An 18,742-nucleotide genomic window follows, 5' to 3' on the forward strand; every position below is an offset into this window, starting at 1 on the left:
ATGAAAGATGTATTGAAGATTATGCTTAATGGAGCTTACACTAATTTCAAAAGAATTCTCTTTGCTGCAGACAGAGTGACTGACATGGAACTCCGCAATGCCATCTTGACAGGAACAGTTGAGCCTGACAAGAAGGTGGATGAGGAAGCATGTATCGGTTGCGGAGGTTGTGCAAATGTCTGTCCAACCGGTGCAGTTACAATGAAACCTCTGCAAAACCCTGTAAAGCTTAAGGAAGGATGGGTAAAGACTGAAGTTCCAGAACTTGACCCTTTAAAATGTGTAGTTTGCTATTGGTGTCATGATTTCTGTCCAATCTATTCATTCTTTGAAGAGGCAGGAACCATTCACCCTGGTAATGTCGGTGAAATCAATGTTGACACAAGCGAATTGTTAGAGGAACCTATCAAGATATCCCATGACAAGATTGCATTTATTGCACAATACTTATCCGACAAGTCATTATTGTCTGAAAATATTGTTCAAGAGGATGAAAAAATTGAAAATGTCGGTGTAGCTCTTGAGAAGGTATCCAAGATAAAGGACATTCAAGATAACATTAATGAAAAGTATGAGAAAGATGTTCAACGAAGTGCTGAATTGAATGAAGAGGATTCAGATGATGAGGGAGGTGAATAGATGAGTCTTAAAACACTTTCAAGGTCAAAAGCAATCCATATTATGTTGGTTTATACTGGTGGATGCAATGGCTGTGATATTGAAATTGTAAATGCAGTTTTATCTCCTAAATTTGATATAGAGCAATATGGTGTCTTTTTAACATGGAACCCTCGTGAAGCTGACATTCTTGTTGTAACAGGGCCTGTCACTCATGACAATAGAAAGCCATTGGAGGATATCTATAATGCCATTCCAAATCCAAAGCTTGTTGTTGCAGCAGGCGCATGTGCAGTGATGGGTGGTGTCTATAAGAATTGTTATGGAGACATTCCTTCAGAGGAAATCGAAGGGCCTGTTGAAAATGTGATTCCTGTGGATGCTAAGATTCCAGGATGTGCTGTAAGGCCTCAAGATGTATTGGCAGGAGTAGTTGCATCTTTGCCGCATTTATTGAATGCGGATTAATAGGTGGATTTAAGAGATTATTTTTATTTATTCATTAAAGGGATGATGAAATGGAAGAAAAGAAAGCTAAAAAGCAGGAAATCATAGAAACTGAGATTCAAATGGGTACAGTTCACCCTGCTGCTTTAGAACCTTATAGGGTTAGATTTTTCGTAGAAGATGAGATCATTAAGGATGCGGAAATCACAATTGGTGTAAACCACAGAGGTATTGAGCGTATTATGGAAGGTCTTCCAGTGGAAAAGGCAAATATGCTTACAGAAAAGATTTGTGGTATCTGTTCAAATGCACATACATGGAACTCTGTAAGAACTGCTGAGAAAGGTCTTGGAGTTGAAGTGCCTGATAGAGCCGTTTATATTCGTGTAATCGTTGGAGAGCTTGAAAGATTGCACAGTCACTTATTGTACTTAGGTCACGGTTGCGAAACCTTGGCTCATGAAACATTCTCCATGAGAGTTTTCTTCATTAGGGAAACCATTATGGACCTTTTGGGAATGATTGGAGGAAACCGTGTCCAATACGGATGTTCCATCATCGGTGGTGTAAGGCCAAGATGTGAATTGGATGACAATAGAATCCGTAGGATATTGGATGGAATGGACTTGGTGGAAAAGAACGTTGCAGACTTTGCAGACAGATTCGTTCATGATTCAATTGTACTGTCAAGGATTACTGGCACTGGTTACATTCCGCAGGAACAGGCTCTTAAGTTAGCTGTATCTGGCCCTACATTACGTGCTACCGGTGTGAAAAGGGACTTGAGAACAGACATGTATGAGTATGATAACTTCGATTATGACATTATCACTCAAGATACCTGTGATGTTAAAGCTCAGCTTCTTATGAGAGTCTTTGAAATATTTGAAGCAATCAAGATAATTCGCCAAGCCATTAGGGACTTGCCTGAAGGAAAGATCACTGACAGGTCTTGGGAAATGGTGGATACCGGCTTGATTGAAAGTTATATTGAAGTTCCAAGGGGAACATTGTATCACTCCTATGCAATTGAGGATGGAAGAGTGCGTCATTCTATCATTAGGACTCCTTCCATGAGTAATATTGGAGCTATGCAATACGCATGCATTGACAATCATATCACTGATGGCCAGTTATGTATTGTACAGTGCGATCCATGCTTTACCTGTTCCGATAGGGCAATAGAGGTTTATGATACAAACAATAACAAGTTGGATAAATCAATTTTGAAATCCAATATTCATTAAGATTTAATTATATTGGGTCAATCAATTGAAATCCAATATTCATTAAAAATTAAATTATTCAAATTTACGTTTAACGGTTAATTAAAAATTATTATGAGGAAAGAGAAATGGCTTATGAAATATCACTTATTTCAATTTTAGAGGTTATCCTAACACTTATCATAGCTTTGTTCATAGGTGTTTTGATTCCTGGAATTGAAAGGAAATATGTTCAAGCAAGGATTCAACAAAGAATCGGGCCTCCAGTTACAAGTCCTGGGCTATGGGCATCAATAAAGTTCCTGTTCAAGGAGAACATAAAACCTAACTCTCCAGCACCAGGATTATATAAGGCAATGCCTATTCTTTGTTTCATTGCAGTATTAGCATTATTCTTGGCATTGATGCCAGAGAATTATCAGTTCATGGCTTTTGCTAGCTTAATAGCTATTGTTGGATTCTTAAAAGTTGAAGAAATCGCTTATGTTTTAATGGGTTCCTTATCCAAATCAGTAATGAGCATTAACTTAAGGTTCCCAGACCATGTAAAAGGTGCTGAAAGACAAGGATTGCTTGTATCATCCATTGAAGACATCAGTTCAAACAGATCACTTAGGATGATTATCTTTGGTTCATTCCCATTGTATTTGGCTTTATTCATACCTGCAGCATTATCCAAAAGCATTTACTTGGCGGATATTGTAGCTTATCAGCAAGCTAACGGTCCGTTCCTATTCACTTTAGCAGGTATTATCGGAACTGTAGTGTTCTTTATTGGATACATGATTCTATTGAATGAATATCCATTCTCCTACATCAAGGCTAAATCTGATGTAATTGAAGGGCCATATATGGAACTTGCTTCAAAATACCGTAGCTTTGTATACATAACCAGAGGATTCCTGATATTCACTTTAGGTTTAATGTACTGTGTACTGTTCTTAGGTGTTGCACCAGAACTGTTCTCACTTAAATTCATTGTATGCATTATCGTATCCATCTTGCTTCCTGTCATTATGGCAATTGTCAGTGCATTCTCCCCAATATTCACCAACAGGCAATTATATCCTACAATATTGGTGACTTCCGCACTTGGAGTATTGGCTATGGTCATTGCATTATTCTAAATTTTAACGTGGTGATTTTATATGAAATTTGTAATCAGACCTTATCATATCATGAGTCTTGGAGGATACATTGTGGAATATGATTTCCCATACAGGGATTTGATTATTGTCAATGAAACCGCTGAAGAGATTAAGTTTGAGATTCCAGTGTTTGACGGATCTTATATTGAAGAGTATGAAAAGTTAGGTCTTAAGGTCATTCCTGTCAGCGAACATGACAGCTATTTAAACTTATATAAGAAAGCGCATGCGGAATTAGATGCGTTAAAGGCTAAATTGGATTAATTGGAGATAAACTTCATATTTTCCTCATAAATAGAAATCTTTAAAAAAATTTTTATCTTCAATTAATCTTTTTTAGCATTTTATATTTTTGATTTTGATTTTAAGATAATCTTTAAATAATTGAATATTTTAAGTATTATTAGGTAATATTATGAATAGTATTTCTTTAACAATTACAACTAAAGAAGAGAAAGGAGTTCTTGATGAGATAACCGACATTCTTTCAAGTCATGGAATCAATATTTCCTATGTTCATCTATACGTAAATGATGATGTTGGGACATTGAATCTTGAGCTTGATCATGTTGAGAAACTCGATGAATTAATCGAAGACTTAGAGTCTAAAGACTTTATTTTCGACATTGAAATTCATGGTTCCTTAAATGACATCTTCGGTAAAAGGGTTCTTATTTTTGGTGGTGGAGCTCAAGTATCTCAAGTTGCAGTTGGTGCTATTACAGAAGCAGATAGGCATAATATACGTGGAGAGCGTATAAGTGTGGATACTATTCCTTTAGTTGGTGAAGAGAATATTGCAGAAGCAGTTGATGCAGTAAACAGATTGCCTCGTGTTGGTGTGCTTGTTCTTGCAGGGTCCCTGATGGGCGGTAAGATCACTGAAACTGTAAGAAAGTTAAAGGAAAAGCATGAGGACTTGATTGTCATCACTTTGAACATGCCTGGAAGCGTAACAGATGAGGCTGATTTGATTGTTACAGATCCGATTCAGGCTGGTGTAATGGCGGTTATGGCAGTTGCAAGCACTGCAGTATTTGATGTAAAAAGATTAGCAAACAATAATAAGTTCTAATTATTTTTCTTATTCTTCTTTAACATAAGATTTATTAGTCTATTTGACTAATATTATTCTATACTTTTATTTTTGATATTTTATCAGAAATTCTTATTTTATTATTATATTTTATTTTATGGATGTGTTTTGAATTACTAGAAAGGAAAAGTTTGTACATGGTTTAAGATTAGGTATTCCAATCACATTTGGATACATTCCAATGGGAATTGGATATGCCGCTTTAGCTATTAAGGCAGGGCTGACTCCATTTGAGACAGTTTCAATGTCTGTACTCATTTATGCAGGTGCCGGACAAATCATGATAGCGACCATGTTGGCTCAAGGGGCAACTCTTTTCAATATTGTCTTGACTTCATTTGTGCTTAATTTCAGATATTTTGTAATGAACACATGCATTTACAACAAGGTTGATGACGCTTCCCTTGCTGTCAGAATACCTTCATCACACCTTGCTGTTGATGAGGCATTTGCAATGTTCATGCTAATGGAAGAGTCTTCCATATGGACTTACATAGGTCTTGCAGGAATTGCATGGCTCTCTTGGATTTTTGGAGCAATCATTGGTGTTATAGTCTTGAATGTGCTTCCTATAATTGTTGCAAACAGTTTCAATATTTCTTTATATGCTCTATTTGTAGCGTTATTGGTTCCTGCAGTTAAGGAAAGCAAGGAATTGGCTATTCTAGTTGTAATAACAGCTATTTTAAATGTTGTATTGCAGTTTTTCATTGGAACTTGGTCATTGATTATTGCTATTCTTTTAGGCGCTCTCATTGGAATGTATATCGTTGATGATGATACCGTTTTAGGAGATGCCTATAAGACAGGTGATGAGACTTGCAGTAATGAGGAGGTGCAATAATGAATATTACCTTACTTATTATTCTTTGTGCACTTGTTACCTTCATCCCAAGGGTAATTCCAGCTATATTTATGGAAAGATTGAATTTCTCTCCAAAATTCGAGAAATTCTTGAATCTGATTCCATACACTGCACTTGCTGCACTTATTTGTCCTGGTGTGTTGACTGTAGACCCTAACTTATGGTATATTGGACTTATTGGAGCGGTAATTGCAGGAGTTTTAGCTTGGAAAAAGGTACCTCTTGGAGCTATTGTCATTATTACTGTGATTGTTTTGATTGCAGTTTACTTAATGGTGCCGTTCTTCCCGGTTTTGATTTAATTTTTACAATCTTTCTTCTCTTTTTTTAGCTATTGTCACATAGCTCCTTATATTCACAGTTTTCACACTTTTTCAAGCCAGTTTTAACTGTAGGTATTTCTCCTTTTTCAATTATCTTGTTTACATTGGTCAGCACTTTGAAGAAGCTTTTTCTTGCATCCGTATCTATTATTACAGTTCTTCGATTAGCTATTTTCAAGTAATCAACATATGCAACTGTAACATATGTGTTGAATTCCTGTTCTATGAGAAGTGCATTAGCTATTGCTTCCATGAAATCACCATCCCAAACTCCATTTACTGGAGGATTTGATGATTTTAGTGATATTGGGAAGTAATTTCCCTTCTCTACTTCAATCTTATCGATAACTCCGATTAGATCTAAACCGATGTCTCTTATTAGATAGTTATACATGCTTGTTGGAAAAAACAGGTTTTGAATTTCGCTTCCATCCCTATCAAGAACTTTCATGGATTGGGCAACTTTTAGAGAAAGTATTTTGAGATTCAGGTTTATTTCATCCACTAATTCCTTTTTTAATTCATTTAGATTATCGTTCTCTTCCTCTTTCTTTTCTTCATCAATGAATTCTATATCCTCATCCTTTTTCAAATTGCTTTCATCTGTCTCTTCTTTATCATTTATCTCTTCGATAATTTCAAATGTTGCTTTTATTTGATTGTTTATTCCAATTGAAAGCCTCTTTTCAATTTCATTCTCGTCCATGTCCTTCTTGATATGCCTTAAGTTTTTATGAAGAATGTCTTGTATGTCTATTCTAAGATCCTTTAATGTTTTTGAGATAAAATAATCCTCTTCAACATCTTCATCAATATTGCTTTGGAAATACAATTTCAAAGGACAAAACATATAACTTTTGATTGTAGATACACTTATCATATTTTTAACTCCATATTATTGTTAAATTATTCTTTATTTTTCATTTAATAAATAGTATGCAGTTATTTTTGATTATAATTTGTTAAAAATAGTTTATTTTATTAAATATGTGTTATTTTTTAATTTTATTAGAATTTAAGAGTTTTAAGTTAATTTTTATGTTGGATTGGAAAATTGATTTTAGGTAGTGATTTTTCATACATTTTAATTACAGAAACGATTAATTAAAATGATGGTTGTTAATTGAACACTATTAATTTTAATTCATTTTTTAAAAATAGTTTAATTTATATTAAAATTATAAAAATAGTTTTGAATGTAGGTAGATAAATTAGTTAAAAATAGTAAATAAAAAAATAAAATAAGAAATCCAGTCTAAACTGGACTTTCTCTTAATTTAATATACTCATTTAAAGATTCTCTAGTAGTTCCAACAAGAATTCTATACTTTTCAAACTCTCCGTTCTTAAGCACTTTTTCTATTTTTCCTCTTGCGACTACTTCTTCTCCATCAACTACTTCCCCAGCATATGTGTGAGTAAGTGATGCTAGTTCTGAGATTTCAATATCAGGTCCTTCAAGGATTTCAACATCTTCTATTGTGTATACAGCAGGGTTGTCAAAAGCTCCTAATGCACTCTTTATTGTGCAGTTGACTTTCGCAAATCCTTCTGGTTCGTATACGGTATCTCCCCAGGTTCCTTCAATCTCATCATAGTTTCTGGTTGCTAAAATGTCGAATAATGTTTCTCTAATGAGTCCCCTATTGCTTTTACGTTCTTCATACCAAGCAAACTCTTCTTTTGTTAGGGAGTCGTCTTTTATTCTCTTATCATATACAAAGTCCCAGAAATCATCATTGATTCTGTTTAATGTGATTGATTTGTCTAATTCGTCTATGAAAACAGCTTTGTCCTTGTTATCCTTGTATGCCTTGATTGCATTTCTATGGTTTTCAAGTCCGTAAACTACAAAGTCAAGATCAGAAGTTCCTGCCTTTTGAAGTCCTGGCAAGATTGATCCTGAGATTCCAAGGTCATCATAGCTGATATCTGCTACGTAATGGAAAAAGTCTGATAAGTCAAATAATTTGCTTAAGAGTTCCTCTTTATAGTCAAGTTCTTCACCATTTGCCACTTTAGTGTTGATTTCGTCATAATAGGTTTCTCTAAGACCTTTCAATCTTTCTTCCGGCTTGATGATTCTTTCAACCTTATCTATAGGAACTCCCATCATTTCAACGTTTGTAACGTCACAGAAGTATAAGTAATCTGGGTGATTTTCTCTTAGGTATGCATAAGCTTCTTCAGATCCAACTTTGGAATATCTGATTCCGTCCTTTTCCCTGTCTCCGTTTTCATCTGGAATGTATCTTAAAAAGCAGATAATCCTATCTTCAGGGTGAATGTAATTGGTTGAAGCAAATAATAATCCATCTGTACTAATAATGAAATCTCTTGTTCTAACAGTTTTTTCGATTTTGTTCATTTCAATCACTAATTTTGATTTAATAAGCATTATTTATAATATAGTATTTACTATATTCCCTTATTATTAATTAAGTTTTATATTTTTATTTTTTCTATTTTTTAAGCTAAATTTTCAATAGTTTTTAATTTAATAAAATAAAAGTTGATAATTTTTTGAGTTAATTTTTCAATACTTTTTAAGTTAATAAAAATTAAATCGATAATAATATTAACTATCAAAACCTAACTAATATTGTAGTTAGTTCTATGTCATTTTTTCAAATTTTGTATTTGAATTTCTAGAAAGCTTTTAGCAATAAAAAGCTTGAATGAAGGAAATAATGGCATACGTGAACTTCCAACAAATCCATAATTTCAAAAATAGATTATGAATCGTTAATTATTGTAACGGCTTAATTATAGACTTTATTTCTATATTGTTAAATTGGATGTGAATCTAAAAGTTTTTTAGACTCTTATGAATATAACAAAAAGCAATTGGATTTGTCATCTGGTTAATGGTATTTCCCAGAGTTCTATAACTTGATTGTTATGATATGATTTGTAATTTAGACCTGGAAGAATTATTAAATCCGGAGGTGTCGATATGAAAGACAAAAACACTAAAAACTTGAGAAAATCTATGAATCGTGGTTCTGTTGAACATGAAACAAAAGTAGCTGATAATGAGGGCGAAATCATGACTCTCGCTAAAAAAGATGTCATTAGCATCCCTCCAACCAAGACCATTAAGGAAGCTGCTGAAATGATGATAGAACATGGATTCAGAAGATTACCAGTAACCCATCCTGGCTCAAATAAACTTTTGGGTATTGTAACTGCTATGGATATTCTTGACTTCCTTGGTGGAGGAAGCAAATTTGATATAATAGAAAAGAAACATGATGACAACTTCTTGGCAGCAATCAATGATCATGTTAAAGAGATTATGACAAGAGATGTTATTTCTATAAGTCCTAAATTTTCTATTAGAGAAAGTGTCGATTTAATGACCGAAAACGGCATTGGATCCTTACCTATTGTAGATAAAGAAGATAAATTAGTGGGAATAGTCACTGAAAGAGACTTCGCATTAGCACTTGCAGGTTCATTGACTAATGAGACTGTAGGTGATATCATGATTAAGGATGTTATCACTACCACTCCTGGAACTCCTATTGAAAGCTGTTCCAAAATTATGGTAAGAAATAACTTAAGAAGAATTCCTGTTGTTGAAGAAGATAAATTAATAGGAATTGTTACTTCAACTGATATCTTAAGATTCTTTGGTGATAAAGAAATGTTTGCTTCTATGACCTCTAATAGTGGTTTAGATGTTTTAAAAAGAAAAATTTCTGAAATCATTAAACCAAACATATTAGTAACTGAATCTACTGTTAGATTAGGAGACTTATGTGAATTATTAGCTGAAAAGAACATTGGTGGTGTTCCTGTAGTTGATGATGATCAACTTGTAGGAATTGTCACTGAAAGAGATATTTTAAATACAGTTCTTAAAGAATAATTAGATTGATTTCTAATGGGATTATTAGTTAATTCCTTTAAAATAATCAATTTATTCCTTTAAGTATTGTGATGTTCTTCTTTAATGGAGAACAGGTAGCTATTGTTGAACTTTTAAGAGATAGCTATTGGTAGGTTAAGTTTATATCTTTGATTAGATACGCTATAAGATTTAATTGCAATCCAAATTGAATTAATTTCATTTGGATTCTTTCTAATAGCTATTTCATTGGATTTTATCGTTGGTGTTATTATGAAAATCAAAAATATAATGTCTGAAAATGTGGTATCTATTGATAAGAATTTAAACATATGTGATTGTCTAAGAGTGATGTATAAGGATAACTTATCTAGAATACCAGTCACTAGTACCAATGAAAATAAAAAAGTTTTAGTCGGAATTATCTCAGAAAAAGATATAGCTAATAAGTTAGGCTCCGCTAAATATGGTAATATGGCTCCTTCACATTTCCACGTATCCACTGTAATGGTCAAAGACTTGATCACAGTAGATGAGGATGATGATGTGACTGAAGTGGCAAAAATCTTGATTGACAAGAATATTGGTGCCATTCCAGTTTTATCTGATGGTGAAATGGTTGGAATCGTAACTAAATCTGATTTCATATATTTATGCAAAGCTAAAGCATATGAAAAGATTTCAGTTAAGGATATTATGACAACAGATATTATTTCAATATCTGCAGATGATCGTTTAGTTCACGCAAGAAAAGTTATAATGGACTCAGGTGTCGGACGTTTATTACTTACTGAAGACAATGAGCTTGCAGGAATTATTACTTCAAAAGACATTGCAAAAGCATTTGTTTCATTCAGGAAACACACTCCTGACAAGTATCAATCCTCTCAAATCAAAGAGTTGATTGCAGGAGATTACATGTCTGCAAATGTGGAAACAATCTCACAATATGCAACAGTTCCACAGCTTGCTGATGCAATGTTGGAAACTGGTTATAATGGTTACCCTGTAGTTGATGATGAAGATCAAATTATAGGAATTGTAACTCAATCAGATTTGCTAAAATTGATTTATGAAATGGAAACCCAATAGAGACTGTTTCAAGATTGATTTTGGTTTTAAGCATAAGTTTTCTTATGCTTTATTTTTCTTTTTTCTATTTTTTATTTAAATTTTAATTAATTGTTCTTATTTTTCTATTTTGTACTATTTTTATGCATTATTTTGAATTTACTTAGGTTATTTAAGTTTTTTTACCATATTGCTTTTTATACTATGATTAATATATAAAAAATAGTAAATAAATATCATTTTTAAATTAAAATTATTTAACTGGAGTTTTATTATGATAAATGATAAAGTTGCATTTTTAGGACCTCAAGGAACATTCTCTCACGAAGCTGCATCATTGGTCAGTGACAATTTGATTTCCTACTGTTCAATACAGCAGGTGATGGGTGCTGTAGAAAGAGGGGAATGCGTATGCGGTATTGTACCGATTGAAAATTCTATTGAAGGTCCAGTTAGCTTGACTTTAGATTCCTTGATTCATAATTTTGACTTGAAGATCAAAAACGAGATTGTCATTCCAATCAACCATAATTTATTGGCTGCTAAGGAAATGACTGTAGATGAAGTGGAAAATGTCTATTCACATTCACAGGCTTTAGGCCAATGCCAGCCTTATTTGGAAAGGCATGGAATCACTGCTCATTATACATTAAGCACTGCTGCAGCTGCTAAAAGGGTTGCAGAAACCGGTGAAGATGCAGCTATTGGAACATTAAAGGCAGCGGAACTCTATGGATTGAAGGTTATTGATACAAACATTCAAGAGAATTTCAACAATGAAACCCGTTTTGTTGTTTTGGATAATGAGGATTCTCCAATCACTGGAAATGACAAGACTTCAATTTCATTTTCATTGTTTGAGGATAAGCCAGGGGGACTTTACGAACTTTTAGCTCTATTTGCAGAAAATGATGTAAACTTGACTAAAATTGAATCCAGACCTTCTAAAGAGGGATTAGGTCATTATATATTTTTCATAGATCTTGAAGGGCATAGATTGGATGATGATATAGGACGTATTTTAAAGCATTTAGAGGAAAACACTTCATTCTTTAAGATTTTAGGTTCTTATCCTGTATTTAGTGAAGATTTATTCAAATAATCTTCTATTAAATCTATTTTTATCCATTAGAATTTTTTTAAACTTCAATAATTTTTCAATATTTTTCTATTTTTTAACTTGCATTTAGTATAATTTATTAAATATAAACTTCATATATTAATAATATATAAATACATAAATATATAAAATGAAAAAAGTTTGATATTTTTAATGTATAATATTTATTTATTCAATCGATATAAGGAGTAAAAGTATGAATCCAGATAGAAAGAAACTTATGCAGATTTTAGATAATCTTCAAAGAGATTATGAAGCTGGTTTGATTTCTGAAGAGAAATACCTTTATTTATCTGACCAGTATAGGCATAAGATTGAAACTATTGAAGTTAGTGATAGAATTCGTGCGATGCAAGGAAAAGAAGAAACTCCTTCCTCAATCAGATCAAGACATGATGATTCTCAGAAGTATCGGGAAGAAAAGGAAAAGTTAGTTAGAAAATACATTCATAATCCTGAGACTTATACAGTATCAAAAAAAGAAGAGGAGTCTTCAACTACCAGTCCATGGTATATTGCATTGGCAGTTGTATTTTTGCTTGTGGCATTCGGTGCTGGAATTACTTTTGGAATGTCCAGCATAGGTTTAGATGGGGATGTTGGAAATATGCTATCTGCTAGTGCAACTATTAATGACACTGCTTTTCCTGAAGTCAAGGTAAACAAGTCTCTCAGTTACAATTATACAAAATCTTACTCAAATACCACTAAATATGGTTCTTCAGATGATGATTCAAGTTCTGATTCCTCAAGTTCCTCATCAGATAGTAGCTCAAGTTCTAGTTCTTCCAGTTCCTCAGGTTCTGGTGGCAGTTCTAGTAGTAGTTCTGGTGGTGGTTCTTCTAGTGGAGGATCTTCTGGCGGTTCTTCAGGAGGAGGTTCATCTGGTGGTGGCTCTTCTGGAGGTGGCTCTTCAGGTGGTAGTTCTGGAGGAACTGACGAGTAAATTTATTGATGGTGCTACTATTATTTTTTTGGAGTTATAATATGAAAAAAATTATTGGTATCGGATTAGTATTAATTATATTGATTGTAGGTGTTTCATTTTTCATAAATAATCCTATAGGCAATAATGATGGAGATGACCTTTCACAGCAATCAGTGGATTATTCAGAAAATGGAATATCATTATCAATGCCTGGGAATTGGGTTTCTGCAAAATCCAACTCTAATGAAACAGTTTTAGCGGTTGCAGACCCTGATGCAAAGGATTCCTCAGGTTTTAATAGTATTAATGTGAATATTGAAAAGAAATCAAATGCAAGATCCCTACAATCTGAATTCACTTCCAATTACAATACATTGGCTCGTAATTCTGATTTTAATATTTTATACATGGGTAATGTTTCATTCAATGGTGCAGCTGCTATGGAAGCGGATTACACTTCTGTAGCAAACAATCAAACAAAACAGCATAAAGCTATTTGGATTCAAAAGGAATCTGACATTTATGTTATCTTATGTTCTGCACCGGAATCTGAATTCGATAATGTTGTAGGCACTTTTGATTTCATTATTAACAGTGTTCAATTATAATAGTGATATTTGATAAAAATTCACTATTTTTATTTTTTTAGATTATTATAGACTATAAGATTTTAATTATTTGTTATTGCAAAATTTTAAATGTTTATTTAAATATTTTAGATGATTTATTACAAGATTTTAAATTTATTGAAGTGATTTTATGGAAATTGTTTTATGCGTTACTGGCAGTATTGCAGCAACCGAAACCATTAAGTTAGCAAGGGAATTTAGAAGGCAAGGCCATTCTGTTAAGGCATTCATGACTACAGAAGCTACTAAAATTATCCATCCAAATGCTTTAGAGTTTGCTACTGGCCAAGAAGTTGTATTGGAATTGACTGGAAAGATAGAGCATGTGAAATACTCTCAACAAGATTTGATTTTAGTTGCTCCAGCTACTGCAAATACCATTTCCAAATTTGCATATAAGATTTCTGACAATCCTGTTAACACCCTTTTGATAACTGCTCAAGGGCATGACGCCCCTATTGTCTTCGTTCCTTCAATGCATGATTCAATGTATGATGCAGTAAGTGAAAATGTTGAAAAGCTAAAAGGAGAAGGAATTAAGTTTGTCAATCCTCGCATTGATGAAGGAAAAGCCAAATTCCCAGCTATTGAAGATATAGTCCTTGAATCTGTAAGGGCGGTCAATTTGGATAGGGTAAATAAGGGCATTGCAGATGATGAAGTGTCTAATATTGCAGGTAAAAACATATTGATCAGTTTAGGGGGAACCTTTGAGGAAATCGATCCTATAAGAGGAATTTCCAATAGGTCTTCTGGAAGAATGGGTTTGGAATTGGCTAAGGAGGCATTCATCAGAGGCGCTAATTTAACTGTTTTAGCTGCACATCATGAAGTTTCAATTCCAAAGGCATTTAATATAGTTGATGCAGAATCCACTACACTTATGAATGAGAAAATAGATGAGTTGATTCCTGATTTTGATATTTTCATAGCTACCGCAGCTGTTTCTGACTTTACTCCAATCAGCAAGGAAGATTCCAAAATATCTTCATCCTACAATTTATCTTTAGAATTTGAGCCTGTTGCAAAAATCATACAAAGAATCAAAAAGATCAATGAAGACATATTCTTGATTGGATTCAAGGCGGAATACAACATTTCAGAAGAGAAAATGATTGATTGTGCTAAGACTCAAATGAGAGAAGCAGGAACTGATTTGGTTGTAGCAAATGATGTTTCCCATGATGGATGCGAATTTGGATCTGAAACCAATGAGGTAATCCTTGTAAGTGATGAAGTCAAAAAGGTTTCATTAAATTCCAAAAAAGAAATCTCCAAATCCATATTTGATGAGATCTCTAAAAAATTGAATTAATTTCAGACTTTAAAAGTTTGATTCAATTTTTCTTTTTCTCATTGCTTTTTTATTTTAATTTTTTATTTTTCAATTCTATTTTTTTTGGATGATCATATTCTCATTATTTTTTATTCGTTATATAATTTTTTTCTCATATTCTTCCTTGTTTTTCTATAAAAAATTTAAATATTTTTTCTTTATTTTTTTTAATAGGATATTGTGCTCTTATTTAGATAATAATTAAAAAAAGTATTACTTCTTTATAAAAATTAGTAGTTCTTTCTTATTTTTGAAAATAAAGAAAAATTAGAAATATTTTTTAAAATTTTGATAAAAATTTAGTAAAAAAGAGTTAAAAATAGTTTATTTTGCAAAAAAAGTTCAATCCTCTAAGCTATTTAATTATGGAGTGTTTTTTATGAGTGAATTAACCTAGAGGATATTTTTATGAACTCTTTTTTTATTGCATTAGCAAATATATATTTGTAATATTCTTATATAAAAAGCTTTCAGTAGTAATACTTTTTTGAGATTGTTCGTTTTTATGCTAAATTCTTATTTTTACTTAAAATTACTAATAATTATGTTAATTTATTCTTAGATTAATTTTTAAAATTGCATTAGTTTTATTTCTTATTTTCAGTAAATTTTAATCTATTTTTTTTAAAAAATCTAATGTATATTTCTCTTTTGAAATCAAATTTTTTGAAAAAAGTAATACTTATAAAATAAGGGTTTTTAGAGCTTAGAATTGATATCTATTCTTTTAAATTTCTTGAAATATCTTTATAAAAAATATATGTTTTATTTTTTTGATGATTCTTTATATTTTTTGATAAAAATAATTATCTGAAAAGCTAAATTTTTATTTTATAATTTCAATAACAAAATGGTGGTTTTGGATTAAAATAGCAGTTATGTATGGTTTTTGAAAAATGTTTTTTATCAAAAATGAATATATGTTCTTTTAAAAAGATTTCTCCACAAGAAAAGCTATATGGTCCTTTTCATAAGGTTCTAATTTAATCTTTTCCAAAATGGAATAACCATTCTCTTTTATTTTTTTAGCTTCATCCTTGAATATTTTTTTAGGCTTTTGAATAACATCAATGCTTCTTGCTTTTATGGTAATAAGCCCTTGTCCATCTTCCTTTAGGAATAAATCCATATTGTCCATGAAGAGTTCGCTCTGTTTTTCCTGAGCCACATCACAGTAAACCAAGTCTGCTTTTTCCACTTTGTTCAAGTAATATTTAGGTTTGGTAGCATCTGCAAGGAGAGGCACGATATTGTTTCTTTTTTGTGATAATCTGACCAGTTTTTTCATGCTAACTGGTGAAAACTCTACAGCATAGATTAAGCCTTCATCGCAAATGTCAGATATGTGTGAAACAGTTGTTCCTGTGGAAGCGCCTAAGTATAATACTTTAGAATCATTGTTCAAGTCGAGCCTTTCCAATCCATTCAATAATGCTGCCGCTAATTTGGATCTTCTTGGATTCCAGATTCTGTACTCTTCATCTCCCTCTTGGATAAGTCTTTCATCATAGACTTTAATCCCTGGACGTAAGTTTCTGGTAGCTATTTCACCATCTTTGTAAAATATGTTCATTTTTTCACATCTTTATATGAATTTGATAATTTGGAATTTTAGATTTTTAGATTTTTAATATTGGAAAATTTAGGTTGCAATCAAAAGTCAATTGCTTATTTTCTTCTTTTCTTTTTATTCTTCTTGTTTTTCTTGCTTCCTTTATATTTCTTGCTTTTTCCTTTCCCTTTGTCCTTTTCGGCCTTTCTTTCCTTTGCCCTTTTTTGGCTTGTCTTTTTAGGGAATGGATTTTCCTTTTCGATTTGCTCAACTTTTTTAAGATAATCTTCAGCAATGCTTGGGTCATACTCTCCAGAGAACACATCCTTTCTCACAGCGAGTGTAATCTTCAAAGCTAAGTTTCTAGCTATTTTTCCTCTGTTCCACCATTTAGCGCCACGAACGCTTGGGTGTTGGAAGATCAATCCATGTTTTGGAGGACGTTCTCCAGTTTTCAAATGTCTGAATATTGCCTTTTCAGCACCCATTATTTGAATAACACTTGCTGGATAAGTTGCTAATCTTTTAATGCTTCCGATATGTGCAATTAATTTGGCGCCTAATGTGGACCCCAATAAGTCTCTTAAGTTTGGAGCAATAGATTCCATTTTAGAATCGATATAATTTTCAAGTTCCTTTCTTGACTTTTGAAGTGAATAGATGGATTCTGCAAAACTCTTTAACATGGCCAAATCGGATTCTTCAATGTCAGCACCTGTGCTTTCTTCAATTTCTTCACTGAAATGCTCATTGAAGTTTTCCAAAATATCCTCTCTGTTTTCACTTTCAGCAATTAGCTTTATGTAAGTCTCATTATTGCTTATTGTATCCATTTCAGGGAAATAGATTGTGTACCAGTCACGAATACGTTCAACCAATTTGCTGATTGATTCATCAATGTCATCTACAGAGTTAATTGCTTGGATCAATAGCTTGTCCTCTTCCTGTGAAGATTTTTTGATTTTGTGGATTGCAAGCTTTTCATAAATCTGAATGATTTCATCCTGACTTTTTGAAAATCCTATTTCTTCAAAGACATTTTCAATATTGTTTCTTAAGTGTTCTCCACCTTTATTAGGAGTTTTCACTTCAATATTTCCATAATTTTCAAGTTCCTTGTATTGGGATTTCCTTTTGGTGGTTTCTATAATGATCTTATCTCCACTCTCTGAATTCAATTTCATTCCATTAATGAGTTCGATCTCTTCGTTTAATATCTCATTTTCCTCTATTTTAATGAGATTGGAAACCACTTCATCTTCTTTGAATAATTTATAATCAGCAATTTGAAGGTCTTCATCAAATGCAATAAATCCTGCAATACATTGTGTTATATAAAATTCCATAATCTTATTTTAATTTTTTTATCTAATATATTTTACATTATTTTAGATAATTTTTCCCCATTTTTGTAAAATTTTAAAAAATTTTCCTTTATTTTTCACTTTCAAATCAAATAATTATATATCATATAGTTTTCATATATTAAAATAGTATAAAATTATATTATAATTATAAAAATAATTATGAAAAATTATATTTATAATTAAAAGATTAAAACTTAATAATTTTAAGATCATATTTCAGATTTCATGTTTTTATTGGAGGTTATTCATGTTAAAAACTAAGTTATGTGGTGTCAGGTTAAAGAATCCATTGATGCTTGCAGCAGGAGTATTGGGGAGCCATGCATCTTCCCTTAATTGGATTTTAAAATCTGGTGCTGGTGCAGTTGTATCCAAATCATTTTCAAAGGAACCTAATGATGGTTATAAGAATCCCACTACAGTTGCTGTAGAGGGAGGAATCATTAATGCTATTGGTCTTTCAAGTCCTGGAGTTGAAGCTTTCATCGATGAATTGGAAAGGGTTGATCGCATAAAGGGCAAGTCAATCGCTTCAATTTATGGTGCAACTCCTGATGAGTTCGCATATGTTGCAGGAAAGGTAGAGGACTTGGTGGATATGATTGAATTGAATGTGTCCTGTCCTCATGCAATGGAAGGTTATGGTGCATCCATTGGACAAAACCCTGAATTGACTAAAAATGTTGTAAAGGCAGTCAAGGATGCTGTTGATGTGCCTATTCTTGCAAAATTGACTCCAAATGTAACTGACATTTCAGAAATTGCAGTTGCAGCTGAAGAAGCTGGAGCAGATGGATTGACATTGATCAATTCCTTAGGTCCTGGAATGAAAATTGATATTGTAACTGGAAATCCAATACTTGCAAACAAGTTTGGTGGAATGAGTGGGCCTGCAATTAAGCCAATAGCTGTTCGTTGCGTTTATGATGCATTTGCCGCAACTGACATTCCAATTGTTGGTGTTGGTGGAATACGCAATTATGCTGATGTTATAGAGTTCCTCTATGCAGGTGCAAGTGCTGTTCAAATCGGAACTTCAATCATGTATGAAGGTCCTGAAATATTCGGAAGGATTACAAGTGATTTGGAAGAGTTTATAGAGGAAAGTGAATTTGATTCAATTAATGATATGGTGGGCTTTGCTCATAAGGAGCCATAGTTTT

General features: G+C 32.5%; 19 protein-coding genes. 15 read left to right on the top strand and 4 right to left on the bottom strand.

The window, feature by feature from the left end:
* From ACJMML_RS01310 to ACJMML_RS01345, 8 genes are all read left to right on the top strand, one after another.
* Nucleotides 1–639: a 4Fe-4S binding protein gene (locus tag ACJMML_RS01310; protein WP_405305620.1), complete on the top strand. Its 639-nt coding sequence runs from the start codon at nt 1–3 to the stop codon at nt 637–639.
* A complete protein-coding gene (locus tag ACJMML_RS01315; protein WP_292786582.1) occupies nt 640–1,086 on the top strand; it encodes an NADH-quinone oxidoreductase subunit B family protein in 447 nt (148 codons plus the stop codon).
* Nucleotides 1,087–1,136: 50 nt separating this feature from the next.
* A complete protein-coding gene (locus ACJMML_RS01320) occupies nt 1,137–2,312 on the top strand; it encodes a nickel-dependent hydrogenase large subunit (RefSeq protein WP_405305621.1) in 1,176 nt (391 codons plus the stop codon).
* Between the two features lie 107 nt (nt 2,313–2,419).
* Nucleotides 2,420–3,418, top strand: coding sequence for a respiratory chain complex I subunit 1 family protein (locus ACJMML_RS01325; RefSeq protein WP_405305622.1), 999 nt, complete (start codon nt 2,420–2,422; stop codon nt 3,416–3,418).
* Nucleotides 3,419–3,439: 21 nt separating this feature from the next.
* Nucleotides 3,440–3,703 carry an energy-converting hydrogenase B subunit EhbP gene (gene ehbP / locus ACJMML_RS01330; protein WP_405305623.1) on the top strand — a complete coding sequence of 88 codons (264 nt, stop codon included), beginning with the start codon at nt 3,440–3,442 and terminating at the stop codon, nt 3,701–3,703.
* A gap of 151 nt (nt 3,704–3,854) precedes the next feature.
* Complete coding sequence (locus tag ACJMML_RS01335; RefSeq protein ID WP_405305624.1) at nt 3,855–4,514, top strand: DUF5612 domain-containing protein; 660 nt, start codon at nt 3,855–3,857, stop codon at nt 4,512–4,514.
* A gap of 181 nt (nt 4,515–4,695) precedes the next feature.
* Nucleotides 4,696–5,379 (top strand): AzlC family ABC transporter permease, encoded by a 684-nt coding sequence (locus ACJMML_RS01340; RefSeq protein ID WP_405305635.1) that lies wholly within the window; start codon nt 4,696–4,698, stop codon nt 5,377–5,379.
* Nucleotides 5,379–5,702, top strand: coding sequence for an AzlD domain-containing protein (locus ACJMML_RS01345; protein WP_405305625.1), 324 nt, complete (start codon nt 5,379–5,381; stop codon nt 5,700–5,702). The genes ACJMML_RS01340 and ACJMML_RS01345 overlap by 1 nt, the downstream gene beginning before the upstream one ends.
* 25 nt (nt 5,703–5,727) lie before the next feature.
* Here the strand turns inward: ACJMML_RS01345 and ACJMML_RS01350 are convergent, their stop codons facing one another.
* Nucleotides 5,728–6,603 (bottom strand): Dna2/Cas4 domain-containing protein, encoded by an 876-nt coding sequence (locus tag ACJMML_RS01350; RefSeq protein ID WP_405305626.1) that lies wholly within the window; start codon nt 6,601–6,603, stop codon nt 5,728–5,730.
* Nucleotides 6,604–6,978: 375 nt separating this feature from the next.
* Complete coding sequence (locus tag ACJMML_RS01355; protein ID WP_295605953.1) at nt 6,979–8,091, bottom strand: DNA polymerase subunit beta; 1,113 nt, start codon at nt 8,089–8,091, stop codon at nt 6,979–6,981.
* Between the two features lie 588 nt (nt 8,092–8,679).
* Here ACJMML_RS01355 and ACJMML_RS01360 point away from each other — a divergent pair.
* From ACJMML_RS01360 to coaBC, 6 genes are all read left to right on the top strand, one after another.
* Nucleotides 8,680–9,597 carry a CBS domain-containing protein gene (locus tag ACJMML_RS01360; protein ID WP_296855680.1) on the top strand — a complete coding sequence of 306 codons (918 nt, stop codon included), beginning with the start codon at nt 8,680–8,682 and terminating at the stop codon, nt 9,595–9,597.
* Between the two features lie 252 nt (nt 9,598–9,849).
* Nucleotides 9,850–10,668: an HPP family protein gene (locus tag ACJMML_RS01365; protein WP_296855682.1), complete on the top strand. Its 819-nt coding sequence runs from the start codon at nt 9,850–9,852 to the stop codon at nt 10,666–10,668.
* A 253-nt stretch (nt 10,669–10,921) separates the two neighbouring features.
* Nucleotides 10,922–11,749, top strand: coding sequence for a prephenate dehydratase (gene pheA / locus ACJMML_RS01370; RefSeq protein ID WP_295605959.1), 828 nt, complete (start codon nt 10,922–10,924; stop codon nt 11,747–11,749).
* A 214-nt stretch (nt 11,750–11,963) separates the two neighbouring features.
* Nucleotides 11,964–12,713 carry a hypothetical protein gene (locus ACJMML_RS01375; protein WP_295605961.1) on the top strand — a complete coding sequence of 250 codons (750 nt, stop codon included), beginning with the start codon at nt 11,964–11,966 and terminating at the stop codon, nt 12,711–12,713.
* 41 nt (nt 12,714–12,754) lie between these two features.
* A complete protein-coding gene (locus tag ACJMML_RS01380) occupies nt 12,755–13,303 on the top strand; it encodes a PsbP-related protein (protein ID WP_295605963.1) in 549 nt (182 codons plus the stop codon).
* A gap of 151 nt (nt 13,304–13,454) precedes the next feature.
* Entirely contained in the window at nt 13,455–14,639 is a 1,185-nt protein-coding gene (coaBC, locus tag ACJMML_RS01385; RefSeq protein ID WP_295605965.1) for a bifunctional phosphopantothenoylcysteine decarboxylase/phosphopantothenate--cysteine ligase CoaBC, read from the top strand.
* Nucleotides 14,640–15,588: 949 nt separating this feature from the next.
* On the opposite strand, the gene ACJMML_RS01390 is transcribed toward coaBC, so the two are convergent.
* Nucleotides 15,589–16,233 (bottom strand): fibrillarin-like rRNA/tRNA 2'-O-methyltransferase, encoded by a 645-nt coding sequence (locus tag ACJMML_RS01390; protein WP_405305627.1) that lies wholly within the window; start codon nt 16,231–16,233, stop codon nt 15,589–15,591.
* Between the two features lie 95 nt (nt 16,234–16,328).
* Nucleotides 16,329–17,558, bottom strand: a complete 1,230-nt coding sequence (locus tag ACJMML_RS01395) for an NOP5/NOP56 family protein (RefSeq protein ID WP_296855689.1) — start codon at nt 17,556–17,558, stop codon at nt 16,329–16,331.
* Between the two features lie 268 nt (nt 17,559–17,826).
* Between ACJMML_RS01395 and ACJMML_RS01400 the strand changes: the two genes are divergently transcribed.
* Nucleotides 17,827–18,738: a dihydroorotate dehydrogenase gene (locus ACJMML_RS01400; RefSeq protein WP_295605970.1), complete on the top strand. Its 912-nt coding sequence runs from the start codon at nt 17,827–17,829 to the stop codon at nt 18,736–18,738.
* The last annotated feature ends 4 nt before the right edge of the window (nt 18,739–18,742 follow it).

The sequence above is a fragment of the Methanobrevibacter sp. genome, from assembly GCF_045130115.1.
Taxonomy (GTDB): domain Archaea; phylum Methanobacteriota; class Methanobacteria; order Methanobacteriales; family Methanobacteriaceae; genus Methanocatella.